We start from the raw sequence: 26,840 nt of genomic DNA, 5'->3' as shown, positions 1-26,840 counted from the left end.
CATTTACCATAACACTATTTGATTCATCCTGACAACTACTTTTGCTTTGAAAAAATCTTTAAAGTTAGATAAAAAAAATTAATAAGCATAATGGGGGACAGTGGCTCACTCAAACTAATTTTTCATTAAGCCATTAATAATACTCCAGTTACTAGTTATTCGTTAGTTAGAGCTTCTGGATCACAATTCACCAACAAGTTTACTTTCTTAATTTCTCCTCTGTTATGTTTAAACACTCCTCTCATGCAAATCATAGCTTCTAACTCAGCTATTCCCTAATTGGACATACTTATTATTTAGTATATTTCCTTTTTCAGGCAGATTCTAGTAAGTACTCAGTGATTTCACTTAATTTATGCGATCACTATTGTGCTTTATGATTCATAATAGATTCCTTAGTTATAACTTCGGGATCAGAATTTACTAACAAGTTTACTTTCTTAATTTATCTTTAAAACACTGCTGTAATGCAATTTATGGCTTCTAACTCAGCTATTCCCTGGAATACATATAATCCAATACTATTGTATGTTTCAGGCAAGCTCTAGTAGGTATTCAGTTATTTTACCTGACTCTCGTTAGGCATTAAGTAATTTTACTTAGTTTATGCGATCACTATTGTGCTTTAGGATTAATAATAGAATTATTGGTAATTAAAGAAACAAAACTAAAACCTTTGTCAGTTTAGGTTTATACCGGTTTTTATGCTTCAAATCATGAAAAGCTTATATAGTAAACTTTTGAGCATTTTAATTCTTCCCACAACAGACAACTATAATTAAAATGCAACTTCTCCTACTATTTCTACTAGAATAGTTGGTAGTGCATCAAGAAAGTGTGGGAATGGTAATATAATCCTTGTCCTTAAATACTTTCTATTATCATGAAATGTCCTATATGTGGCCATCAGAAAACTCATAAACATGGTAAAGACCAGTAATGTTGTCAACGATATTATTGTCCTGAATGCCTACAAACTTTCACCGATACTTTTGACACTCTCTACTATCGTAGAACAATTCAACCTGAACAAGTGCCCATGGAAATACCAGCTCACTTTGAGGGCAGTAGTTTAAGAGGGATTAGTCGAACATTGAATTGGGCCGATAATACGGTAGTTAGTTTGGTGAGAGCTAGCTGTGAAAAAGGACACATGATTCATAATGTTCATCTCCAGAATATCAATACCTTACAGATCAGCAGTGATGAGTTTTGGTCATTGGTCCAAAAAAATAAAAACAGTGCCAGTATCAGGAATTGACAGAAGGGAATTCTTGAGTTGGCAAGTGCCTACCCTTCATCCAGTGGATTAATTCTGAGTACTAGAGTAGGTAAATAAGTTAATTGAAGAATTGCTCCTCAACACAGAAGGGAAAACTAGCTGTAAAAAATAGCTAACTGATAATTGCGGAGGGTATGAACGAGTTTTCGCTCCAGAAGTAGAATACATTATTGGTAAAAACTATATACAGCAATTGGAACGCACAAATGGAATTATCAGACAGCAGCTCGGTCGATGGCATCGCCGACAGAATAAATTTGGCAAGCTCTGGCAAGAAACTGATGTAACAATAAGGTTGGCGAGGGCCTACTTTAATTGGATTTGGGTTCATAGTCGCAAAGAAAATACTGCTGCGCAAAGAGCTGAGGAACGCGATCGCTCCTTGGAGTTGGAACGACTTAATTACTTATCCCACACTTTACTGACGCACTACCGGAAATTCTATAATGATCCTTTTTGCTAAGAACAGAGTCGACGTCATTTATAATAATGGGCTTTCTTGGACTTCCTAAAACAAAAACCAGATTATTGTAACAATGAATAAGCCAGATCTTTATTACAGATGGACCTATTACAGATAGAAATTTTCATGTTTGCTGAATAGTTGAATAGGAGGGATAACTTCTTAGGTAAATCATAAAAAATAACCTTACTAAGCCCGAACAGCTAATCATTAAAAGCTCAATTAATTAGAAATTTAGCGTTGCATCACTAAGGGATAATTCTGATATCTGTCCAAAAGTTTGATTGATAAACAATTTCAGTTAAGGGCAAATTTAACCATTACCTTTTAGCTATACAACGCTTACGATATAAACTATAGCTTTGATTTTTGCTGATAGCAATCTCTAAAATTCATACTTTTCTCATATTACTTTTGGGATAAAATATTAACTTTTACTTTCTAGCTATGCAACGCTTACAGTATTAACTGTAGCTTTGATTTTTGCTGATAGTAATCTCTAAAGTTCATATTTTTCTCATATTACTTTTGGGACAAAATATTAACTTTTATGTTATATTTATATTATATTTATTTCGTCTGGGAAGATTTAAGATACCCATATACTCCCTCAGTATTAGATTTTTTCTTCCGGTTCCCATGATTGCGATTATACCAATTAATTTCCTAAAGTCAGACTACACATAATTTGATATCTTGGCTTTCAAGCTTTAGGGGTTACTTTAGATAAGTGAAGTTTTAAGTTTATCAAATTCGTATTAAGTATATTTATAAAATCAGTATTTAAATTAGTATTGATAAATATTGCACGGCCTAAGTTTTGGATTCTTTCTTCGAGTTCAGGGTATTGCAATTATACCAATTTTCTGAAGTTAGATTATACATTTGTATTGAGCATATTTATAAAATTAGTATTTAAATTAGTGTTGATAAATATTGCACTGCCTAGGTTTTGGATTTTTTCTTTGATTTCAAGGTATTACAGTTATACTAACTTTATAAAGTAACATTGCACATTACTTAACAGATTTGCTTTCAAACTTGATAGATTACTTCGAAAAGTGAAGCTTTAAGTTTGTCAAATTAGTATAATCATATTTATAAATTTAGTATAAAAAATGATGGTATAGTAGATATGTTCTATCTTCACCCCCCTGCTTCTTAAACAAGTCCGATTTGGAAAATACTATCTGGACTATACATTTGAGTATTTTTGGGGATATCTATTATATCAAATCTGTTGCCTTCGGAGTAATATAATTCCTATCCTCAGTAGGGATAAAAGCTTGCTCGTTTCTAGAATTTCAACTTATTACTTCTCTATATGGAATTATACTAACGCTACCATGTTTAATATTACTTATTCTCTAAACTCCTAAACTCGTAAAACTTTATACCTTATCAATTCCAAAGCGACTCTAATTACTAATTACAACTTGAGGTGCTAATAATAAATTTTCTTCAGATTTGATTAACTGCCCAATACCTAGAAAGTCACCTTTATAATTGTATACTCGGAAATAGTGCTCAGCTTTTTTAGTTTCTATCTGCCATTTTACTTGATAGGGTAAACGTTGACCTTGACACCATCTTTTTGCATCTTCAGTAATTAAGACTATCACTGGTAAATGTGCCAATGCTATTTCTATAGATAAAAGACTAAACTTATTTTCCTGTAGTTGATTTTCCACTTCTGCAAAAGTGAGACTATTTTCCTCAGAAAAACCACTACTTTCTATTCTGGTTAAAGCAGCTAAAGTTCCGCCAATACTTAAAGTTCTACCTAGATCGCGAGCGATCGCTCGAATATAAGTTCCTGTACCACAAGCGATCGCCAAGTCTACTTCTGGAAAATCTCCACTTCGCCAGTCAAGAATTTTTATATTAAACACTTCAACAATACGGGTAGGAACCTCAACTGTTTTTCCCTGACGCGCTAAATCATAAAGTCGCTTTCCTTCTACCTGTATTGCACTATAACTAGGTGGCACTTGCTCTATTTTACCTAGGAAATTTGGTAATACTTTTTCAATATCAGACAACATTAATTCTGGTACTGGTGCAGATTGAACAATTTCTCCCTCTAAGTCATCAGTAGTAGTAATTATACCAAATTTAACTGTACCAAAATAAGCTTTTTCTGAAGGTAGAAACTGTAATAACCTGGTTGCTTTTCCCACTGCAATAGGTAAAACACCAGTAGCAGCAGGGTCAAGAGTTCCTCCATGTCCAACACGCTTGAGACGTAGTAGCTTTCGTACTTTTGCTACACAGTCATGGGAAGTCATGCCCGATGGTTTGTTAAGATTGAGAAATCCTTGCATTATATTGTTATTTCAAACTTAATCTTTTGTGATCATGTTGTCTCAGATAGTTATGAAGTCAAGGTCCTCTTCATCGACTCCAATAACTATTGCCAGAAAATCTTCTGGGTCATTCCTCAACCGAATAACTGTTCCATTTCTTTCACCAACTATTGTGTCCAAAAAATCCAGGTCACTACGTCTCAAACTATCAATTAATCCAATTCTATCACGTTGATCAGTATTATAATCATTAATAATATCTGCTTCTGATTCACTCAGGCCACCTGTACTTTTAGAAATAATGAATAAATCTTTTCCAATACCTCCTATTAAAGTGTCAGAGTCGCGATCGCCTGCTAGAGTGTCATTACCTTCGCTTCCAACTAAGCAGTCATCACCTTTACCACCGTATAAACAATCATCATCTAAACTGCCAAAAAGAGTATCATTCCCCCTATTTCCATAAAGTGTGTCTTGATCATCATCTCCATCTAAAAAGTCATTATCTTTACCACCCCACAATATATCTTGGTCCTCATTCCCTAACAAAGAATCCTTTCCTTGATTACCAAATAGGGAATCATCGCCGCTTCTTCCCAAAAGTGTATCACTACCCTCGTTGCCATAAATTATATCTCTTCCACCTCTGCCGTCTATAGAGTCTCTACCCTTAAGTCCGCTAATTGAATCTGATCCTGCTGAACCAATGGTCTCATCATCTTCATCTGTTAGGAGTTTGAACGAACCCCCAGAACCTTCACTAGTATTACCTTTAGTATTATTCAGAAGTGGCCTAAAAAGATCAACTGTAGTACCAATAAAAATACCTTCTTCTGTTGCAGTCACCATAAAGCTTTTCTAAATAACTTTTTTGTCCAATGAAATTAGTATTTACATATTTTTCATTATATTTTTTTATTAGTGGATGTTAAGTCTGATTAATTTCAATGTCCACAAATTATTGAATTCAGTCTATTATAGAGTTATTCATTCAATTTAGAAGATTGGTAGATACCAAAAAACTTTTTAAGCGAAAATTTTTGCCTTTTGACTTTTATTTTTTGCCTAACTAAAAATTTGGGTCTCAAGGCTTTTTTGTTAAGGCGGTAAAAAAAGAATATTGTATATCTTCTTGCCTCCCTATTGTAAAAGACCCTGATAACTAATAACTGTTAACTGATAATTGAAACTATCCCTAACAATACATACTCTTAATTTTGACGATGCCATAAATTTTTGTTAATTTTAAACTAAGTATACAATAAAATATTCAAACTAAAAAAAAGAATTTGTTGATATTTAGACTGGCTACTCAATGAATAATTAATTGTAAAAGCAAGTTCTAATCAATTAATAATAGCTAACTGCTAAAGCTCAAGCTATCAGGATAACACTTAATACTGGAGTGCAAAAAAATAGTAATGTTTAATTCAACACAAATCTTAATAGAGACTTTTGTCAAAGAGCTACAAGCAGGATACCATCGTACCTATGGTGGCTTTAAACCAGACTATCCAGAAATTATTGCCTGGGCCGGAAATATGGCTTTGGAAAACATCGCTAATTGTGACGCATTATATCATAATATTGAACACACAATGTTAGTTACTCTTGTGGGGCAAGAAATTTTGCGGGGTAAGCACATTCGAGAAGGTGGTGTTTCTCCAGAAGATTGGTTACATTATATTATTTCTTTATTGTGTCATGATATTGGTTATACTAAAGGACTATGTAGAGAAGACCAAGAATTATTAGGTCTATATGCTACTGGAATAGATGGTGGGATGGTATCTTTGGCAGATGGTAGTACGGCGGCTAGTTTAACACCTTATCATGTTGACCGGGGTAAATTAGCAATAGATGAACGTTTTGGTGGTCATCGATTAATTGATGCAGCTCAAATTAAACGTAATATTGAATTAACTCGTTTTCCTGTTCCAGAAGCAGAAACTTATCAAGATAGAAATAATTTTTCTGGGTTATCAAGGGCTGCAGATTTAATTGGTCAATTAAGTGACCCTAATTATTTGCTCAAAATTAGTGCTTTGTTTTATGAGTTTGAAGAAGTAGGTACTAATAAAATTTTAGGTTATAAATGTCCTGGAGATCTCCGACGCAGTTACGCGAAATTTTACTGGAATGGAGTTTATCCCTATATTCCTGCTGCTCTTAGTTATTTGGAATTAACTCAAAGTGGAAAACAAATTATTGCTAATCTCTATGCAAATGTATTTCAAATAGAACATGGACCTCAAACAAAACTTCATAGTACAACATCAGAAAATGATGATTATCAAAGTCACCATAATGGAGATTTCAAAATTGAACTGCCAACTATAGAAAAGAAATTTAGTGATTTTTTAGATTTAAATTTATAAGTAGATATAGGCAGCAATTTAAGAATCATATAAATCAATTTATACCATTTATATATGATGTATTTTGAGTGAAATTATTAAGTAATTTCATTGCTTAATTAGCAATTAGCTTCTAAGCTCTTTTATAACTATTAAATTAAGATAATTTAATAGTTAAATAACTGGAATTTACTGTATATTTTCCCCTATGATTTTAAGCTAGGTTCTATCTACTCGAAAATTGAGGCAAGGAAATAATAGATTGTGGCAAAATTAACACTAGAAGTTGAGCAATACACTCAAAACTTAAGGGAAAAACTTCAAGAAGCTGGTTATTCTTACTATGTTCTTGATCAACCAATTATGGAAGATGCTGTTTATGATCACCTACTTCGAGAGTTACAGGAATTAGAAAGTCAATATCCTCAATTAATTGTTTCAGATAGTCCTACTCAAAGAGTGGGAGAAAAGCCAGCAACTAAATTTGTATCAGTTAAACATAATATTCCCCTTTATAGTCTGGAAAATGCTTTTAATATTCAGGAATTAAAAAGTTGGCAAGAACGTTGGCAGCGTCAAACACTTCTTGAAAATCAAAGGTTAACTCTCCCCCTAAGGGGGGAAGTCAAAATTAAAAACTCTATTGATGAGTCAGATAATTTCTCTACAGTTAATTCTTTAGCTCCAGTAATTACTGGTTCTAATTTTGATGAAATAGATTTAGCAAGTGTAGATTATATTTGTGAATTAAAAATTGATGGTTCTGCTTTGGCTTTAACTTATGAAAATGGTTTATTAGTACGAGGTGCTACTCGCGGTGATGGAATTATGGGGGAAGATATTACTCAAAATGTTAAGACAATTAATAGTATTCCCTTAAAACTTAAAGTTGATAATCCACCTTTATTAGTAGAAGTTAGGGGAGAAGCTTTTTTATCAATAAATGTATTTGAAAATATTAATGCTGAAAGAGAAAAAATTGGAGAGATTATATTTGCAAATCCACGGAATGCAGCAGCAGGTACTTTAAGACAATTAGACTCAAAAATAGTAGCCAAACGTCGCCTAGATTTTTTTGCTTATACACTTTATTTAGAAGAAAATGAATCGAATTTTTTGCAGTTTTATACACAGTCGCAATGTTTAGAGTTACTTAAAAAATTAGGTTTTAAAGTTAATCCTAACGGTCAAGTTTGTAGCTCTTTAAATGAAGTTGAAGCATATTATCAGTACTGGGATAAACAACGAGAAAATCTACCTTATTTAACTGATGGAGTAGTTGTTAAACTTAATTCTTTATCACTACAAGAGAAGTTAGGATTTACTCAAAAGTACCCTCGGTGGGCGATCGCTCTCAAATACCCTGCCGAAGAAATTCCAACCATTGTCCAAGGAGTTACAGTTCAAGTAGGGCGTACTGGGGCCATAACTCCTGTGGCCGAATTAAAACCAGTTCAGTTGGCAGGGACAACTGTACAAAGGGCATCTCTACATAATAGCGATCGCTTGGCAGAATTGGACTTACACATTGGGGATACAGTAATAGTCCGCAAGGCAGGGGAAATTATTCCAGAGGTGGTCAGAGTTTTACCAGAATTACGACCAAAAAAAGCTCAAAGATTTCAAATGCCCACTCATTGTCCAGAATGTAGTCAACCTCTAATTAAACCTAGAAATGAGGCGGTAACTCGATGTATTAATACTTCATGTCCCGCTATTCTTCGGGGATCATTAGCACACTGGGCATCTAGGGCAGCTTTGGATATTAATGGTTTGGGAGAAAAGTTGGTGCAGCAGTTGGTTAATAGTGGTTTGGTTAAGTCTGTGGCAGATTTGTATAATTTGACTATGGAAGATTTGACTTCCCTGGAACGCATGGGGAAAAAGTCGGCGAATAAGTTGATAGAAGCTATGGGGACTTCAAAAGCTCAACCCTGGAGGCGGGTGCTTTATGGTTTGGGTATTCGTCATGTAGGTACGGTGAATGCAGAGTTGTTGACTCAAAAATTTCCGACTGTGGCACAGTTAAGCCAAGCAAAGGCAACTGACATTGAAACAGTGCATGGTATTGGTCCTGAAATTGCTCAATATGTGGAACAGTGGTTTCGGGTACCAGCAAATCAGAATTTAGTTGAACGTCTAAAAATTGCTGGAGTGACAATGGAGACCAAAGACTCTACAAGTGGTATGGCAAAGTTGACGGAAACTGTGCTAGCTATTCAGAATTTAGCTGCACGTCAGAATTTAGTTGCACGTCAGAATTTAGAGAATTTAGTTGAACGTCTAAAAATTGCTGGAGTGACAATGGAGACCAAAGACTCTACAAGTGATGTGGTAGAAGTGCAAAGTGGTTTGTTAAGAGGTAAAACTTTTGTGTTGACGGGAACTTTGCCAACTATGAGGCGAGATGAGGCAAAAAACTTGATTCAAAATGCTGGTGGTAAGGTTACAAGTTCGGTAAGTTCTAAGACTGACTTTATTGTAGTGGGAGAAGATGGAGGCTCTAAGTTAGAGAAGGCAAAAAAATTAGGGGTGAAAGAGTTGAGTGAGTCAGAGTTATTGGAAGCGTTGGCAGTGACTGGGATATAGTATTATATCTAGTTAATAAGGAAGGTAAAAGCTAGAAGGGAAGAAATAGAAAACTCAGTTATTTGAGCTTTTAAATCTTCAAAATAGGTAAACATTTAGCTGATAAGATAGCTGTACTATAATAGTTTGACTTTTGCGCACTATATATCATTTGTAAAATGAGTGGCTGTGGTTATGATAAATTTTGCAAAAATCCTATTTTTTTCTAAAAAAAATCATTTTAAAATCCCAGGAAATTAAACACGCACTTACACAGAATTATTTACAAATCACGGTTTTAAACAAAGATTGGATTTTAGCTTCGCTCAATTTGTAGTTTAATTTTGTTTATGAGGTTAAAATTTAATTTTATCCTCCCGTAATTTCATAACTCTAGCTCAGTATTTGGTATTATTTATCACAACTTAAAGCAATAATTAGATTATTGTCAGAAAAATCCTACCAATAATCCTCTCCGTAATCTTCTATTGCTTGAGGTGGAATTTCTATTGGATGCCATGACAAATTTTTTAATCCAGCTTTTTTGACAGCCTCTTCATAACCAGGCCAATTCCAGCCCCAGCAATCAATTATAAAAGGTAAAGAAGTGTGAAACTCAATTTCATAATAGTAGCCTTGGGAAATTGATTCTTGTTTAGTACCGTTAATCCATATTTAGTAGGATTTGATTGGCTTATCTTAAAATCTGGATGAGTTGTAAAGGCCACAAAACATCCTTCCTCTTCCATATTTTTACAGACACTAACAAGCATAGAGAGCAAATGTTCTGGTTTTGGGGGTAGTTCAGAAGATAAACGGCAGTGATCAGATAATCAGATCAAAACTTTCTATCTGCTCCAATTGTGTCGTATTTTCTAGATGGTATTGAATACCCAGTGGCTTTTCCTTTTTTTGTTTACGTGCCACCTTGAGCATCTCTTCTGAGATATTCACACCAACTACCGTGGTAGCTGCTTGTTGTTTTAATAACTGAGTGTAAAAACCTGTGTTACAGGCAAAATCAAGAATTTTTTTCCCTCTAAACTGCCCAGTAGCTTAAAAAAAGTAAATTTTTTTGAAATTGACAATGTGGCTTAACTGTGGCTTAACTTTTGAATTCTTGGTAAATCGCACCAATATTATTATATTGCTTTTCAATACAACAACAAATTTTTCTATGATAATTACAATAGTATTTTATTTGATTAAAAACCAATTAACATACTTAAGTACAAAAAGCTTTATAATATTTATATTACATTGATAATATATGTATATAGCTTAGGGTTACAGTAAATCAAAACAACAAAGTTAGAGATTGCTTAAATAAATCTACTAGATATTGAATCAACTCGTGTAGAGAAAATAATATATCTACTGTCAAGGATAAGTGTGAATATTGTTGAACTTTTTAATTATTTGATTTAACGGAGACTGAGGTCAAGTATTTTAGGTGGCAAAATAAGATTTATGTTCCCATTATCAACACTACATTTTCAACTCAAAGGAAAAGGTTTTCCTATTCTTTGTCTTCACGGACATCCAGGTAATAGTCAATGTATGTCAGTCTTTACTAACTCTTTGTGCCAAAACTTTCAAACCATTGCTCCAGACTTAAGAGGATATGGGAAAAGTTCTACGAAAACCAACTTTGAAATTACTCAACATTTAATAGACTTAGAAACACTTCTGGAACAACTTCAAATTTCTAGATATTTAATATTAGGATGGTCTTTAGGTGGAATTATTGGCATGGAGTTAGCTCTGAGAAACCCTGAGCAAGTCGCAGGTTTAATTTTAATAGCTACAGCTGCCAGGCCTCGAAGTAATCATCCGCCGATAACTTGGCAGGATAATCTTTATACAGGTTTAGCGGGGGTCATAAATTATTTTTTACCTGGTTGGCAATGGAATATTGATACTTTTGGCAAGCGATCGCTATTTAGATATCTCATCCAACACCATACTCCTGCTACCTATAAATATTTAGCAAAAGAAGCAGTTTCGGCTTATTTACAAACTTCAAGATTTGCTACTAAAGCCTTGAATAAAGCTTTAAGAGGTGGTTATAACAGATTAACTGAGTTAAGCAAGATTCAATCTCCTTGCTTAGTATTAGCTGGGGCAGGCGATCGGCATATTACTCTATCGTCAAGTCAAGAAACTGCCCTTCACCTCAAAAATGCTACTTGGCAATGCTATCCTAACACAGCGCATTTATTTCCTTGGGAAATTCCTCACCAAGTTATAACAGATATCAAAAACTGGGTAGAGTTAGTGTGATTCGTTTGGCCTAAGTCAACCCTAATGGTTTTCGTTTAGACAGCCCTTAAAATGGTAATTATAGTACCTCACGGGATGACAAAGTAGCTGAAGTAGTTAGTCCCAAAATTATAATAAGTGATAAAAATGTTTTTCTTTGTAGTAAAGCAAGATCCCTATGCTTATAATTTCTATTCTACTAGCAAATTTAATTATAATTATTTGATTAGGTAGCATATTACAAGGACTTCCCTATGTCAAAGTTCTAGCTAAATACGTAAATTTTTTGACCAGTGTTGTCGATGAATTTCGTAAATAGCCATACCCGTTGCGACTGATACATTCAAACTTGGTGTACTTCCCGACATTGGTATAGAAACTAAGGCGTCACAATTTTTTTGGATCAGAAGACTTAAACCTTCTCCTTCGCTACCAACGACTAAAACAATAGCTCCAGTGAATTTTACTGTATGGATAGGTTCCCCGTCCTTCGCGACAGTACCATATATCCAAAAACCCTCTTTCTTTAATTCTTCCAAAGCACTATTAAGATTAATAACTCTAGCTACAGGAAAATTTTCTAAGGCTCCTGCAGCAACTTTTGTCACTGTGGAAGTTATTCCTACTGCTCGTCTTTGCGGAATAACTAAACCTTGTATTCCAAGAGCTTCACCAGTGCGAATAATAGCTCCTAAGTTATGGGGATCATTTATCCCATCAGCTACAAGCAATACAGAGCGATCAGTTTTCGATTTTGCTTGAGAAATTAATTCGTGAAGTTCCTTATACTCATAAGGGCATATTTGAGCTACTATACCCTGATGATGTTTTCTCCGGGTAATTTGATCTAGGCGTCTGTCATCTACTTCATCTATAATTGTACCCTTCGTTTTGGCCTCGTTCAGCAATATATGAAACCGGGGATCATATCGCAGAGAAGAAATTATCCAGATGCGGTTTAAATATCGCTCACTTTTGAGGGCAGCTTGTACAGTGTGTCGTCCGTAGATTAGATCCTCATCTTCTTCTTTGACAGTTGGGGAATAATATTTTTTTGATCGCCCATCTTTTAGTTGAATTTGTTTATTTTTTTGAGGTTTTTCTTGAGAATTGAATTTATAATTTTTTGTAGACATAAGTTATTTCAAATTTGCTTTACTACTTATAGTTTTTATTGAATCCCTTTGGGAGATGTTATAGGTAAAAGACAATTGTAGATTAATTATTTCAAATTTGATTTTGATAAGTAACTCATATTTTTGAAAATTTTTTTACTATAAAATTAGCTGCTACTTTTTAGTATTTTATTAACAACAAACTTTAATTTTAAAAGACCAAATCTCTTATGCTAAAATACCTTATCTACTCAAAACTCTAGCAATTAAAGCCATTATTGTTAGTTGGCCATACTCTAAAAATAATAAAAATATATATTAACCTGACTTTTGACTTTAATCTAATTCTATATAGCTTAGTAGTTGATTTAATCTTTGTGGATCGGTCAAATATAGGTACCCAATTAAAGTTTCTAGACTTGTAGCCTGTTGATAAACCTCTGGATCTAATCTTTTTGGTTTCCTAAAAGCAGCATTCCGTCCTCGCTTGAGAATATCTAACTCTACATCAGTGAGGTGAGGTTTTAAGTTATGTAATTGATGAGCTTGACTTTCTGCCCTGACTTGGGACACAACTAATTGATGATAATAACCCGACCGCTTTGGTGGTATCAAATAGTAATTCCGAATATACAGTTCGTAAACTGCATCTCCCAAATAGGCCCAAGCTGACGGTGAAATTTTCTGAACTTCTGCTGACGTTAGGATGATAGGGTTTAACTGCTGCAAAGTAATTATTTTACTATATAAAACTTAAACAATTACGGCAAAATTCGGAAATATCCAATTATGCCAGTGAAAAATGCTTGCTTTATTTTTCAACCAGGAGAGTAGGCTACTTCCGGTTAACAGAAGTAACTTCGGGTAGAGCCTGCCCTGCTAAATTGATTAAGTAACTCGTATTGGGACAAAACTAATGCTACATTCAAGTACCGGTCTATATATTTGTGTATAATCAATTATTCCACAATGAAGACAGTTAAAGATGGGGTCACTTAGCTTTAGTTCTGAGTAAATGATACTGTAATTATGATAAGTTTTGAATAAGGTCAGCTACTGGTCAGCTAACACAACGCTTCGCCCCAGTTAATCTTTTAGTTAATCCTTGTTAAATTCATAGAACCCTTAGCATACTATTGATGGAGCTAACTTTCTATTTTGCATCATGGCTTTGACATTAAAATATTCTAATCTATAAAATATCTAGGCATCTGAATAACATGAGAATGTTACCTGGGGGTCTTCTTTGGGGCATCTGCTTCTTTTCTGAGACACAACGAGTAAAGAACTAATCTTATTTAAACATGGATTGTCGCCCGATGGGTGGGCGAGGCTTTAACCCCAATTTTTCGGTAAATAATTTATAGAGAAAATCTGTCCCTGTATCTTTAAATTTGCCATAAGGTTTAGCGACTCTAACCTGGGATTTTTTATCGTTTAGACTCTTTAGTTTTATTATGATAATAACTTGCTTAACTTTCGCCCTTCGTAGCTCCTCTGAAGCAGGCTATTTCTTAACTGGTTTTTTTTCTGGTTTTAGTGCATCAATTTTATTACTATCGCTCAAAGTAGCAAAAGTTTTAATTCCTCAATTCTATGCCTACTGAATGATTAGTTTGAGCTAAGATTTATGGATTAATTTATACTACAAAACTTAAAAAATGTCTATTAGAAGAGTTTTTAATAATAGTTACTGATGATGCAAGACTCGGTAACTTTCTAAAGCAAAGTATTTTTAGTTTTCCAACTATAGCTAAATAAATCTTACCAACTTTAAACCTCTCTTTTGTCAACCTAGCAGTTTGTATGTGACTTTCAAGTTTAAAACTTATGAGGCTTAATAGCTTTTCCTTTCCTCTTAACTTTGGTTGATTTAAAAAAGTTTTGAGCAGCTTGACTTAAATCATTTAAATATTGCTGGAATGGTATAATAAAAATCTCTGGTCATCATTCTCTATCTTTAGTCCTTTTAGCTCTGAATAATAAACTGTTTTTGTAGCGAGCGAGTTAACAGGTTTTTTCTCTCTTAATTTATAGTTTTATTGACAGAAAGCTAGGGTTTAATTCCAGGAAACACATTTGCGTAATGTTGACACAGAAAAGATAGCAAAATAGCTTTGCACGCTCCGTATTTTTTTCCCTGGTGTTGGATATAATACTATACTCAGATATCCCTTTCATAATTTAACCTTTCAACTAAATATTTATGATTACCTATTTAGTGATAAAACAACTAAAAAGTCGACCTAGAAGGGCGAGGTTTTAGATATTAATTTTTCGGTAAAAGTCTGACTTGCTGTAGTATATTCAACTAATTCAAATAATCGAAAGGTCTTTAATATTGGTATCTTTATTGTCTTACCAGCGTTAAGAGTATTCTGCTTGCTTTTTGACATAGTTAGTAAAGACTGTTTTGACTCCTAAAATGGGTTGATTGTAACTCAAACTAAATTCTTTACTAAACTTATTGATTTTAGTCATGGCTTGAGTGACATTAATCATATTCAAACCATAGTTATAAACAAATCTGGCAGAATCTTCCTAGTAGGCCATCAAAGAGCACTCTTTCTTATTGAGTTTTAACTCAAATTTAAGTGCAAACAATTGAATCACCTCCTAACTACAATTATAAATTTTTTTTACATTAAAATTTTCTCAGATTTTTTTGATTTATTGCCAGAAATTGCCAGGTTAATACTGGCAACCAGCTCCCGTCTAGAGTTTTGTTTTTTGACGGGATATAACACCTATCTAGATTAGATCATCTGTCTTGATCATCTGTCTTTGCCTTGTTCGGGTGAGAGTTCTTGATATCTTCGATAGCTTCTTCTAATGTACTTCGTAAAGACAAAAACTTTTCTAAACGAACCAACTTAACGGTTTGTTTTACACGGGCATTGGAAACTATTTGCAAAGTACCTTCTTTGTCTTTGGTATGCTTTACCAGTTGCACAAGTGCTCCTAACCCAGAGCTATCAACAAAGTCTATCTTGGATAAGTCCAAAATAATATTTTTTGGTCCATTATCAATTTTTGTTTTCAGCGTTTTTGTGAAACTACCTTCTGAGAAAGCATCTAATAACCCTGTTAGGCGGAATAGCTGGTAGTTATCCCTGACTTCGTGAGAGCCTCTCAGGCTAACAGTCAGGTTTAATTGCTTAGGATCAGCAATAACACCCTCCTAGCTTAATTTTACTTAATTCAATACTAATCATACTTCAAAAAGTAAAATATGTCTACTATAAGACTACTTTTTTAATTTGAATATGATTGTGGGAATATCAATAGTCTACCGAAATTTTGGGTGGAAAGCTCCATCCTAGAATGATGGGCTTTGCATTTACTGTCCTAACTAACATGAATAATTGGGTGGATCCAATACTATGAGTGCTAATAATTATTAACAATGCACAGTAAGATTAATTTACTTAGGAAGTATCTTCTAATGCCTACAAGAGCTTTGAAACATTTATGTTAATTGGGTTGTCGGCGCTGACAGAAGTTGGAGTTACTTGGCCTGGAGGTTAGACAACTTATCAGAAATTCGGTTAGGCAGTGGGCTAGTTTTAAACTACAAACTAATCTTATGGTCTAATTTGCCAATACATAATCTAAGTAGGTAAGCACTGAAATTTCTTAATTATATGAAATTTTGTCAGGTAACTACAAGCTCATCTAGGCAGTTGATTTGAGATTAGATTTACTTTTTGTTACATAGTGACAAATTTTAAGGCTTACCTACTTATAGATTTTAATAAGTATAGCCGTACCAGTATATATAAATTTCTATTAATAAATATTATCAAATCAGTAATAGTTAACTAAGCTCAACTCAAAGCTTTAACTTTGCGAGTATCTTTCATTGCTTGAACGAAACGTTCAAACAAATAATCAGCGTCATGAGGGCCGGGACTTGCTTCCGGGTGGTACTGTACTGAGAATAAGGGTAAAGATTTATGCCTTAGACCGGCTACAGTTTGGTCGTTCAAGTTGAGATGGGTAATTTCTAATTCAGCCACTAAAGAATCTGCATTAATGGCAAATCCATGATTTTGACTAGTAATTTCTACTCGTTGTTGCAAACCTGCTGGTTGATTAAGACCCCGATGACCAAATTTTAGCTTAAAAGTGTCTGCTCCCAAGGCTAGACCGAGAACCTGATGTCCCATGCAAATACCAAATACAGGTTTAGATGATTTTAGCAACTCTTTAGTAGTTTCAATACCTTCCCTCACTGCAGAAGGGTCTCCCGGTCCATTAGAAAGGAAAATTCCATCAGGATTATGCTTGAGAATTTCTTCTGGTGGTGTATCGGCAGGAACAACTATGACTTGACAACCATAACTAGCTAAACGTCGAAGGATATTTTTTTTCACTCCAAAGTCAATGGCCACAACTGTAAATTTTTCTCCTGTATTACCAGAGACAGAAAGGTTAAACTCCCAGTCTGGGTTTGTTGGTTCAGACCATTGATAAGTTTCTTTAGTTGTTACTTTCTGAACTAAATTTAATCCTGCCATGCTAGGAGCAAACTGAACTTGTTCTAGCAATTCAGTTGGATTGAGAATTTCTGTAGAAATTGCTCCATTCATTGCTCCTACAGTCCGAATTTTCCGAGTCAAAGCGCGGGTATCTACACCGTAAATTCCTTGAATTTTATGCTCTTGTAGATATTCTGGTAAGGACTTAGTAGAACGCCAGTTACTAGGACGTGGACAAATATTTCGAGCGATCGCACCTTGAATCTGTGGTTTGTTGGACTCTTCATCTTCAGAGTTAACTCCTGTGTTTCCCAACTCTGGGTAGGTAAAAGTAACTATTTGCCCGCAATAACTTGGGTCTGTGAGAACTTCTTGATAACCAGTCATTCCTGTGTTAAATACTACTTCTCCTATGGTGGTTCCGGGAGCACCGAAAGATAAGCCACAGTAAGAGGTTCCATCTGCTAAGACGAGTAAAGCAGGTTGAGCTGAGATTGACATTTTAATTCCTCTATTTAATTAGTATAAAAAAAATCAGATCACTTCAGAATATCTAATTCAGGAACTGAGTTTGAGATTTTAATGATTAGTATAGATAATATCAGTTGAGAATAATATTTAGGTTATTGAGGATATATTATTATCCTGAGAAAAAATGTAGCAGTCACAAGTGAAAATTACACTTATATTTCAAATAAGATAAAATAAGATTAAACTAATTTAATTTAATTAGTAGTCATCGATAAATAGTCATCAAATAAATATTACAGTAAGCAAATAATTAAAGTTATTAAAAAATTTAGTAATTATGATGAATTTTTTTTTACTGCATAACTCTAGTAACAAAAATAATATCAAGTATAAACAACGGTTTAAAACCATTTTTTGGCAAGTACCATCAATGTTGCTGACAAGATTAATTTGTACGGCTACGATCGCTCAAGAACATCCAGGATGCTTTATGGTTGATGAACTTGGAAATAAGAAGGATTTAACAACATCAGTTTGTGGTCTGTTGCAGGAAGAATTACCAGGGGAAGTATCAACTTCAAGTCCAACAGCAGGAATATACCAAATACCAATTAAAGGTCGTCAGGGTGGTACTCTCTTAATTGATGTTACGTTTAATGGTAATCAAACTTATCCAATGGTTTTAGATACCGGAGCTAGTGACACAATTATTACTCAAGAAATGGCAAAAACTTTGAAGGTTATTCCTTATACACAAGAAACTTATTCTATAGCTGATGGTAGCAGTGTAGAAATGGGAGTAGGTTTAGTTCGTTCTATTTCTGCTGGTGGCCTAACATTTAATGAGTTTAATGTTTCGATCGCACCGCCAAATAAAAAAATAGGGCTGCTTGGACAAAGCTTCTTTGGTAATTATGATATGACAATTAAGGCAGATATAGTAGAATTACGGAGACGTTCTAGTAGTTAACTAGACATTATATAACCCCTAACTCCTAAAACTTTTCCCCTATTTTTAGCAGACTCAAATAATTTCAAAAGATTGATAAGAATTGAACTAACTGCTCTAATTTCAACCAAGCTGCACCACTTTGGAGAATATCTTTAGCTTTGCCAATACCTTCTTGATGAGCTTCTAGTGGTACAACGCCCGCTACCTGTAGTGCCAGAGAACTATTCAAAGCCACTACATCTGTTTGTTGAGAAGTTCCTTTACCCTGAAGAACGTTTTTGAGAATTTCGGCGTTTTGCTCTACGTCTCCACCTTGTAAGGTACTTATTGGGGCATAATTTAAGCCTAAATATTGGGGGTTAATTGAGGTGGCTTTTACCTCACCATGAGATAATATGGCTATATCAGTGATGTCGCCTAGACCAGCTTCGTCAAGTTTTTCTCTACCGTGGAGAGCGATCGCATATTCTACTCCTAATATTCCTAAAGCTTGGGCTACTGTTTTTACTAGTGTAGAATTGTATACACCAATAATTTGAGCTTGGGGACGCAAGGGGTTAACTAAAGGACCTAAAAGGTTAAACACGGTTCGTACTTTTAAAGTCCTCCGTAGAGGAACTACACATTTCATTGCTGGATGCCAGCCGGGTGCAAATAGAAAGGTAATTCCTACTTCAGATAATGCAGATATTACTTTTTCTGTGGGTGCATTCAAACGTATTCCTAATGCTTCTAATACGTCAGCAGAACCGACTTTACCTGAAGCAGAACGGTTACCATGTTTGGCTACTGGTACTCCTGCGGCGGCTAGGACAAAAGCAACTGCAGTGGAAATATTGAATGTTGAGGCTCCATCTCCACCAGTACCGCAGGTATCAATGATAGGGTATTGAAAGTTGGTGATGGGAATATTGTTATTATGGTATTCTTTTGTTAAGGATAAAGATTGTAATACTTTTGCCATACCAGCTAATTCTTGAGCAGATACACCTTTGGCTTGTAAGGCTGCTAATATTGCTCCTGATAGAACAGGTGGAATTTCTTCTTGTAGCCATCCTTGCATTAAGTTTGAGGCTTGGGAGGATGATAAAGATTGGCCATCAAGTAATTGCTGTAATAAACTAGGCCATTCGTTTATGGAGGAGTTGTTCATTATTGTAACTTGCTGGTTATAGAAGTACTTAAATATACAGTTGAATATTACGGAAAAATTGGGTTTAAAGCCTCGCCCATAAGCGGGTGACTTTTTAGTTTATTTTTTTCCACTGGTTATGTTATCATGCCTTCTAGTTCACAATAAATATATTAGTCCCAGGTAGACATACCGAGACAAAAAAACGGACAGGTCGGTCAGCAAAAGACTACTGAAAAGGTAACAGCAGCCTGTGATATGTTAACCCGCGGAGGGGCTACAGCTCGGTAGGAGTCTCAGTGCTTTTATGACGGGGAGGATGTGAAAGGACTACGGGTAAAGAATAGGGAGTTTTTTGAAATTAGGGCACAAGCAATGGCTGAGATTCATATGAGGTCTAGGCACTGTTCTGGCCTAGCTATACTTGGGGTCAAAGCTAAATTCTTGTAGGACTTTAAACAATTTCAAAGTTATCGCTGGATAGAAAAGGAAGATTAGCAAAAACAGTTATTTTAGTTTGTTCAATGCCACCTTTTCCGTCTGGATCGAAGAATAATGACCCATCAGTGGTGTAAATAAATCTTTGGTCTGATGTGGTAGCTTTTGCATCTCTTGATCCAATAGAAAATTGGTTACTTAATAATTTACCGGGGTTCAAGCTGTCGAATGTGCGACTGTTAATGACTATAGTTTCGTTTAAAGCGTTAAAATCTGTAATTTTGTCTATGCCGTCTTTGGGAGATTCAAAGAAGAAGCGATCGACTCCACTGCCACCTGTGAGAATATCTTTGCCTTTACCACCAACTAATATGTCGTTTCCACTACTTCCAATTAGTCTATAGTTCAATAATTTTAGATATTGGCATAGTTCAATAATTTTAGATATTGGCAATGATTAAGTAGGTAAGTAGGAAAATTTACAACTATCTCCCCAGGGAGGGCAAATAAGTCTAAAAAAACAGATAATATCCAGACTTTAGACTAGATAAAGGTTTCGTTACATAGTGATGTTTATTAGTTTTTACTTACTTAATTTTGCTATTTAAGATGTTAATTATAAATATACAAATTGTCAATATCTACATTTTTTTTCTACAAAAAAGGTTGCTAAAATTAGTAGTATTAAAAGCTATTTACTTTTAAAAAAATCTATTTTTAAAATCTATTTTTATCTATCTAAATATAAGTATGATATTTAATTTGCACAAAATACAAATCATATAACATTTGTAGGGGTGAAAAACTGTTACCTTCTAATTTTTATTTGTGATTAAATACAATTTAAGTTGAATAAATAGTCATGCGTAGGGGCGAACGAATCCTTATATTTTTACAGTATCAAAATTTTGGGAAAAATACAAGGCAAATTTCTTTCTTTTTTTTTGAGCTTCAGAAAATGAATAAAGGAATGAATGCTTTGGGAGAGTATAGATAGTTGAAGGTTATTTTGGTGTTTGTAGATTTCTGCAAGCTCACCAGATGATTATAGTTGATTAAATATCATATTGTTGGGGAGAAGAATATTTTTTTGTGTTGAATAAATAGTCATGTGTAGGGGCGAACGAATCCTTATATTTTTACAGTATCAAAATTTAGGAAAAATGCAAGGCAAATTTCTTTATTTTTTTTGAGCTTCAGAAAATGAATAAAGGAATGAAGGAATGAATGCTTTGGGAGAGTATAGATAGTTGAGGGTTATTTTGGTGTTTGTAGATTTCTGTAAGCTCACCAGATGATTATAGTTGATTGAATATCATATTGTTGGGGGGAAGAATATTTTTTTGTGTTGAATAAATAGTCATAGGTAGGGGCGAACAAATCCTTATATCTTTACAGTATCAAAATTTTGGTGGAAATGCAAGGCAAATTTCTTTATTTTTTTTGAGCTTCAGAAAATGAATGAAGGAATGAAGGCGTGAAAGAATAAAGGAATGAATGCTTTGGGAGAGTATAGATAGTTGAGGGTTATTTTGGCGTTTGTAGATTTCTGTAAGCTCACCAGATGATTATAGTTGATTAAATATCATATTGTTGGGGGGAAGAATATTTTTTTGTGTTGAATAAATAGTCATAGGTAGGGGCGAATAACCCCTTATATCTTTATATTATCAAAATTTTGGTGGAAATGCAAGGCAAGCAAATTTCTTTATTTTTTTTGAGCTTCAGAAAATGAATAAAGGAATGAAGGAATGAATGCTTTGGGAGAGTATAGATAGTTGAGGGTTATTTTGGTGTTTGTAGATTTCTGTAAGCTCACCAGATGATTATAGTTGATTAAATATCATATTGTTGGGGGGAAGAATATTTTTTTGTGTTGAATAAATAGTCATAGGTAGGGGCGAATAACCCCTTATATCTTTATATTATCAAAATTTTGGTGGAAATGCAAGGCAAGCAAATTTCTTTATTTTTTTTGAGCTTCAGAAAATGAATAAGCAAATGAAGGAATGAAGGAGTGAAAGTTAACAAGTTTTCTATTCTACATTATTGATAATATGGGCGTTATTTCTTCGACAGAATGTTGCGGTTAAACTAGCTGCGGTGCTGGAGATTCAAAGTAGTATTTAAGTCTCTATGGCTAATAAGTTTGAGTACAGATTTTGGTTTTCCTGGTAAGTCTAAATTTTGATTTAAGTAGGTATCTTATAATCCTCAGTAAGCTTTATTTCAAAGCTTTTCTAAGTTGTGTAATTGACTTGGGATATGAGGTTAGGAAAATCTGTTTTTTTGACTATTATTAATATGAGTATATATGAGCAAATTTTTTCTCTTATGCTGATAATTCACGCCAATTTTTTTTTGCTAACTCCCTTTTTCTGTTAACTGGGATAGTTATTTTTTTGCTTTTTGTTTGGTTAGTTTTGGTGAAAAAAATATTTTTTTTGTGGCGCCAAAATCTATCAATGCTGTTTTTTAATCTTATTTAAGATGTATCAATTTTTCTGACTCAAAATCTGGGTAAATTATATTATTTTGATGAGCTAATGTTAATGCTCATAATACGAAGGTAATGGTGCAAGATAGCCTGATTTTTTTCTTGGGGTAGGTTCTTTTCTGATATCATCTTATTCTATATATTTTTATACTGGGTAAAATTGTTAGGTCTGAGGTTTTTGGTTAGAGCTAAACTTAAATATTGATCAAGTTCCTAACGTTTGCAATTTATATAAACTAGCATAAGTACCGTTTTGTTGTAGTAATTCTTGATGGGTACCTGACTCAGTTAATTCTCCTGTTTTCAGTACAAATATCCGATTAACATTTCTAATTGTGGAAAGTCGATGAGCAATAATAATACCTGTTCGTTGTGCTAAAATTTTTTCTAATGCTGATTGAATTAAAGCTTCTGTTCTGACATCTAAACTAGCAGTTGCTTCGTCAAGTACTAAAATTTTCGGGTTACGAATAGCAGCACGGGCAAATGCTAATAATTGTTTTTGACCACCTGAAATGTTAGATCCTCGTTCTCGTAATTGAGTATTATATCCTTGGGGTAATTCGGCAATGAATTTATCTATATTTGTGCTTTTTGCTGATGCTTTAATTTCTTCAAATGAATATTTTTCTCCGAGAGTAATATTACTTTTTACATCTCCAGTAAATAAAAATCCATCTTGTAGAATCACACCAATATGTTTCCGTAATTCTGCTTGAGGTAAGTTTTTAATATTAATTCCATCAACTAAAATCCTACCTTTATTTACATCATATAAACGACAAAGTAAGCGAATTATAGAACTTTTTCCGGCTCCAGTCGGTCCGACTAAGGCAATTTTTTCTCCTGGTTTAATAGTAAAGTTAATGTTTTTGAGAATATATTGATTTGATTTGTAGGCAAACCAGACATTTTCAAATCTAATTTCACCTATTTGGGAATTATTAATTTGAAGGTTTGATAACTTTTGAATTTCTTTTTCTGGGTCAATAATTTCAATTTTTTCGTTGAGAATATTTGCAATGCGTTCAATGGCGGTTAATCCAGCTTGAATAGCTGTAAATTTTTCAGCAAATTGTCGTAAGGGGTTGAATAAACGTTGAGCATATAAAATGAAGGAAGATAGAGTACCAAAGTCTAGATTTCCTGCTAAAAAAAATTGTCCTCCTAAGAATAAAACTGTAGCGATAGCAATTAAAGAAATCCATTCTAAAATACCAGAGATAGCAGAGTCATAAAAGATAGTTTTATCTAATGCTTTTACATAATTTATATTATTGGCTCTAAATAATTCTGAGTTGAACTTTTCTCTGCGAAATAATTGCACTATTTCAATGCCAACTAAGTTTTCTTGTAGCTGAGAATTTAAATCGGAAAGTTCATCTCTAGCTTTGTAATTAGCGTGCCGATATTTTTGCTGGAAATAGATAACAATTGCTGTTACTGGTAACATCATTAGTATGAGTGTTAAGGCCAATTGCCATTGAAGAATAAATATGGTGACTGCAATGATTAAAATTGAGAATAAATCCCTTATTATCCCAATAGCACCTGTAGAAAAGACATCTCCTAAAGCTTCAACATCGCTGGTAAGGCGAGTAATTAATTTACCTACAGGGGCAGTGTCAAAAAATTTTACTCCTAGGGAAAGAACGTGTTTAAATAAATCATTTCTAATATCAGCGGTAATTTGCTGTCCGATTTTTTCTACTAAAAAACCTTGTACAGATTGAAATAGGAATTGTACAATGATGCTTAGGGTTAATATTATTGCTAAAGTATTTAGTCCTTGAGATAATGATATTTGTTGGAGAAATAGCCAAGTTTTTTCTCTTAAAATTAGAGAAATTGCTTGTCCGACTAATAGTGGTTGAATTGTACCTGCAATTGATAGTGGTAATAATAATATTAGTGATGTTGCTACTAAGGTTTTGTAAGGTCGGGTGTAGTTTAGCAAGCGTTGAATTAGTTGCCAGTCTGTTTCAATGTTTTTAGTGTAATATTTGCTATTATTATTTTTGCTTGAGTTTCTACTCATAGATTTTTTATGTTTAAGCTTTTGCTAGTTTAATGCTATAATAAGGTAGCATATTAGCTGGCTTTTTCACAATTTAAGAATTATCCAAGAACATAATTATAATCAATTGATGAAATTGAAATAGTAAGGATTAAATTTGACAATATTGAGTTTTCATAGGTTGAAGTTAATTATATAGATTATATGGATTATATGATAATCAAAAGATAATATGATGAATAGATGAATACTTAGGTGCCTAAATAAGAAAAGGGGTTTTTTGCTCTGATTTTTTGTTTTTTGCTGCTACTAAATTTTGTTTGGAAGTTTATTTTTTGGGTAAGTACTGGGTATATTTACAGTTATTTAATTGATCAAATGCAGATTCTTTTGGTGGATGATGAACCAGAGTTTACTTCTCCTCTAAGTTGTGCTTTGAATAGGGAGGGTTATAATGTTGATGTTGCTGATCATGGAGAGGCGGGTTTTCAAATGGCTGTTGAGGGTAACTATGATTTATTGATTTTAGATTGGATGTTACCCCAAAAGACAGGGCTGGAGATTTGTCAAAGGTTGCGATCGCGCCATGACTATACCCCTGTTTTATTTCTTACTGCTAAAGATACATTAGATGAGCGTGTTAGGGGGTTAGATGCTGGTGCGGATGATTATTTAGTTAAGCCTTTTGAGTTACGAGAGTTATTAGCAAGGGTTCGAGCTTTATTGCGTCGCCGTGTTATTATTGAAACATCTACAGCTGATCAAAATTTACGGGTAGGAAATTTAGAGTTAGATATAGAAAATAAGGTTGCTTATCGTGGCGGGCAAGTGATTTTCTTATCTGAAAAAGAATGTAAGCTGTTGGGATATTTTATGAACTATCCCGGGGAACTTTTAACTCACCAACAAATTTATGAATATTTGTGGGGAGAAGGGGGACAACCAAGTAGTAATGTTTTAGCAGCACAAGTACGGTTATTGCGAAGAAAAATAGAGGTGGCTGGGGACTCGCCATTAATTCATACTGTTTATGGGAAAGGTTATTGGTTTAGAATATTAAGCTAATTAAAGAAGAATGGTTTTATGGTTTATAGGTTATTCAGTTAAGCTGTATTGATGGCAAAATTATAAAGGTAGTTCGGTTCTGAGCTAGTAGTAGTAGTAGTAGTAATTAAGGGGAATGGCAATTTTTTTGTAGATTTTTAGCTTAGATGAAATTTGAGAGGAGTGATAATGTCCTAATTTCCCTGAAATTTGCTAAAGTTCTTATTTTTTAATTGCTGGTGAAATTACATAACTAAAATGGTGTGTAGTGTATAGTTTGATGCTGGAAGATAGGTTTTGTCCTTCAAACTAATATAAAAGGCCGAGCCTAGCAACAGCTATATGGCTACTTTCATGGAACAAAACCGTTGTTAATTTTTAATTGATAGGTGGTAGGTTTTAGCTTTTAGGTAACCAGAGTTAACTAAACCACATCTGCAAGCTCTGGGGGATAAAAGTTTACCTGCTACCTACTTCCTAAGACTTAAAACCTACTATCTACTACTATCAGCTCTGGGCGGAAAGGATTAAAGATCGCCTCCCTGAAGTGCTAATAACACAATTACTACCGGGCCAGCAATCAAAACCATGGCTAGCATTGTTAACTGGGCGATGGTTTCAAAGTTAATGTTGCTGAAAAAATCAGTTAAAAACCCCATATTTCCTCTATAATTTAATAAAATAGATAGTGAACTAAAAAACTATTTTTTATTTTATCAAGGGATTGTCTATTTAATTTAATAAACTTTACAAAACTCAATATTTCGTTTTGCTAGAGTCAAGGGGATGTTAGTTCCAGTCCTCTAAAATTTTTTGGGGAATTTTAAATGAAAATTTCAAGTTAAAAAAAATGGTTACTTGGCGTTGTATAAAAAGTTGTGGTGCTTGTTGTTACTTAGATCCGACGGAGCGCCCAGATCTAGAAGAATACTTATCTGCAGAGGAGGTTGAGTATTATATGAGTTTAATAGGGGCAGATGGATGGTGTATTAATTATGACTCTTTAAGTCGAGAATGTCGTATTTACCCTGATAGACCAAAGTTTTGTCGAGTCCAGGCAGATATTTTTAAGGATATGTACGATGTTGAACCAGAGGAACTAGATGAATTTGCTATTGACTGTTGTCAGCAACATATTGGAGATATGTATGGTGAGTATAGTCTAGAAATGCTTCGGTTTAATAATGCAGTTGGTGTTAGATCGGGTTTTGAGAGATAATTTAGGGTAAACAGATATAATTTGCTGATTTTTAGTATATGTTTTTTTGAAATTTAGGTAAACAATATATGGGGAAATTCTATTTTCAAGAGGCATAATAAATTATAGTTTATTGGTAAGATGTTTTGTTATGGATAAATAGTTAAGTAGTTGAGATAGAGGATAATTATTTGAAACAATAAATAAGATTGAAAAAATTTAGATACATTTAGTAATTTAGTAATTTATTATAGTTG

16 protein-coding genes and 2 pseudogenes are annotated in these 26,840 nt (G+C 33.9%); 7 read left to right on the top strand and 11 right to left on the bottom strand.

All coding sequences use genetic code 11. The annotated features are described in order from the left end of the window. Window positions 1-868: 868 nt before the first annotated feature. Window positions 869-1,707: pseudogene (locus TERY_RS30550) on the top strand (IS1 family transposase). 1,456 nt (window positions 1,708-3,163) lie between these two features. On the opposite strand, the gene truB reads toward TERY_RS30550, so the two are convergent. Both truB and TERY_RS11040 read right to left on the bottom strand, forming a co-directional pair. After that, window positions 3,164-4,069, bottom strand: a complete 906-nt coding sequence (gene truB / locus TERY_RS11045) for a tRNA pseudouridine(55) synthase TruB (protein WP_011611909.1) — start codon at window positions 4,067-4,069, stop codon at window positions 3,164-3,166. Window positions 4,070-4,111: 42 nt separating this feature from the next. Then, complete coding sequence (locus TERY_RS11040; protein ID WP_011611908.1) at window positions 4,112-4,900, bottom strand: calcium-binding protein; 789 nt, start codon at window positions 4,898-4,900, stop codon at window positions 4,112-4,114. A gap of 572 nt (window positions 4,901-5,472) precedes the next feature. On the opposite strand from TERY_RS11040, the gene TERY_RS11035 reads away from it, so the two are divergent. Then, window positions 5,473-6,429 (top strand): Npun_R2479 family HD domain-containing metalloprotein, encoded by a 957-nt coding sequence (locus TERY_RS11035; protein WP_011611907.1) that lies wholly within the window; start codon window positions 5,473-5,475, stop codon window positions 6,427-6,429. A gap of 243 nt (window positions 6,430-6,672) precedes the next feature. Beyond that, on the top strand, window positions 6,673-8,997 hold the full coding sequence (gene ligA / locus TERY_RS11030) for an NAD-dependent DNA ligase LigA (RefSeq protein WP_011611906.1): 2,325 nt from the start codon (window positions 6,673-6,675) through the stop codon (window positions 8,995-8,997). An 804-nt stretch (window positions 8,998-9,801) separates the two neighbouring features. Here the strand turns inward: ligA and TERY_RS27830 are convergent. Beyond that, window positions 9,802-10,014 (bottom strand): annotated as a pseudogene (locus TERY_RS27830) (class I SAM-dependent methyltransferase); the annotation flags it as partial. A gap of 432 nt (window positions 10,015-10,446) precedes the next feature. On the opposite strand from TERY_RS27830, the gene TERY_RS11020 reads away from it, so the two are divergent. Continuing rightward, window positions 10,447-11,259, top strand: coding sequence for an alpha/beta fold hydrolase (locus tag TERY_RS11020; RefSeq protein ID WP_011611905.1), 813 nt, complete (start codon window positions 10,447-10,449; stop codon window positions 11,257-11,259). Between the two features lie 248 nt (window positions 11,260-11,507). Here TERY_RS11020 and rlmB read toward each other — a convergent pair whose 3' ends face one another. The 4 genes from rlmB to carA all read right to left on the bottom strand — a co-directional run bounded on the left by rlmB (window position 11,508) and on the right by carA (window position 17,335). Beyond that, window positions 11,508-12,374 (bottom strand): 23S rRNA (guanosine(2251)-2'-O)-methyltransferase RlmB, encoded by an 867-nt coding sequence (rlmB, locus tag TERY_RS11015; protein WP_011611904.1) that lies wholly within the window; start codon window positions 12,372-12,374, stop codon window positions 11,508-11,510. Window positions 12,375-12,689: 315 nt separating this feature from the next. Further along, window positions 12,690-13,082, bottom strand: a complete 393-nt coding sequence (locus TERY_RS11010) for a ribonuclease III domain-containing protein (RefSeq protein WP_011611903.1) — start codon at window positions 13,080-13,082, stop codon at window positions 12,690-12,692. Window positions 13,083-15,114: 2,032 nt separating this feature from the next. Further along, entirely contained in the window at window positions 15,115-15,489 is a 375-nt protein-coding gene (locus tag TERY_RS11005; protein ID WP_370497200.1) for an STAS domain-containing protein, read from the bottom strand. A 691-nt stretch (window positions 15,490-16,180) separates the two neighbouring features. Next, complete coding sequence (gene carA / locus TERY_RS11000; RefSeq protein WP_011611901.1) at window positions 16,181-17,335, bottom strand: glutamine-hydrolyzing carbamoyl-phosphate synthase small subunit; 1,155 nt, start codon at window positions 17,333-17,335, stop codon at window positions 16,181-16,183. Window positions 17,336-17,642: 307 nt separating this feature from the next. Here carA and TERY_RS10995 point away from each other — a divergent pair, with 307 nt between their 5' ends. Then, the gene (locus TERY_RS10995) at window positions 17,643-18,275 is read left to right on the top strand and encodes a retroviral-like aspartic protease family protein (RefSeq protein ID WP_011611900.1); all 633 of its coding nucleotides are present in this window, start codon (window positions 17,643-17,645) and stop codon (window positions 18,273-18,275) included. Window positions 18,276-18,339: 64 nt separating this feature from the next. On the opposite strand, the gene trpD is transcribed toward TERY_RS10995, so the two are convergent. The 3 genes from trpD to TERY_RS10980 form a co-directional block, all read right to left on the bottom strand. After that, window positions 18,340-19,410 (bottom strand): anthranilate phosphoribosyltransferase, encoded by a 1,071-nt coding sequence (gene trpD / locus TERY_RS10990; protein WP_011611899.1) that lies wholly within the window; start codon window positions 19,408-19,410, stop codon window positions 18,340-18,342. Between the two features lie 433 nt (window positions 19,411-19,843). Next, window positions 19,844-20,281, bottom strand: a complete 438-nt coding sequence (locus TERY_RS10985) for a calcium-binding protein (RefSeq protein ID WP_011611898.1) — start codon at window positions 20,279-20,281, stop codon at window positions 19,844-19,846. 2,248 nt (window positions 20,282-22,529) lie between these two features. Further along, window positions 22,530-24,362 (bottom strand): ABC transporter ATP-binding protein, encoded by a 1,833-nt coding sequence (locus tag TERY_RS10980; RefSeq protein ID WP_011611897.1) that lies wholly within the window; start codon window positions 24,360-24,362, stop codon window positions 22,530-22,532. Between the two features lie 357 nt (window positions 24,363-24,719). On the opposite strand from TERY_RS10980, the gene TERY_RS10975 reads away from it, so the two are divergent. Continuing rightward, on the top strand, window positions 24,720-25,406 hold the full coding sequence (locus TERY_RS10975) for a response regulator (RefSeq protein WP_011611896.1): 687 nt from the start codon (window positions 24,720-24,722) through the stop codon (window positions 25,404-25,406). Between the two features lie 506 nt (window positions 25,407-25,912). Here TERY_RS10975 and psb30 read toward each other — a convergent pair. Then, window positions 25,913-26,044 carry a photosystem II reaction center protein Ycf12/Psb30 gene (gene psb30 / locus TERY_RS10970; protein WP_011611895.1) on the bottom strand — a complete coding sequence of 44 codons (132 nt, stop codon included), beginning with the start codon at window positions 26,042-26,044 and terminating at the stop codon, window positions 25,913-25,915. 191 nt (window positions 26,045-26,235) lie between these two features. On the opposite strand from psb30, the gene TERY_RS10965 reads away from it, so the two are divergent. Then, a complete protein-coding gene (locus tag TERY_RS10965; protein WP_011611894.1) occupies window positions 26,236-26,604 on the top strand; it encodes a YkgJ family cysteine cluster protein in 369 nt (122 codons plus the stop codon). The last annotated feature ends 236 nt before the right edge of the window (window positions 26,605-26,840 follow it).

It is taken from the genome of Trichodesmium erythraeum IMS101 (assembly GCF_000014265.1).
GTDB classification, from domain to species: domain Bacteria; phylum Cyanobacteriota; class Cyanobacteriia; order Cyanobacteriales; family Microcoleaceae; genus Trichodesmium; species Trichodesmium erythraeum.
Note: the sequence above shows the minus strand (reverse complement) of the source record. Positions and strands in the feature narration are given on the sequence as shown.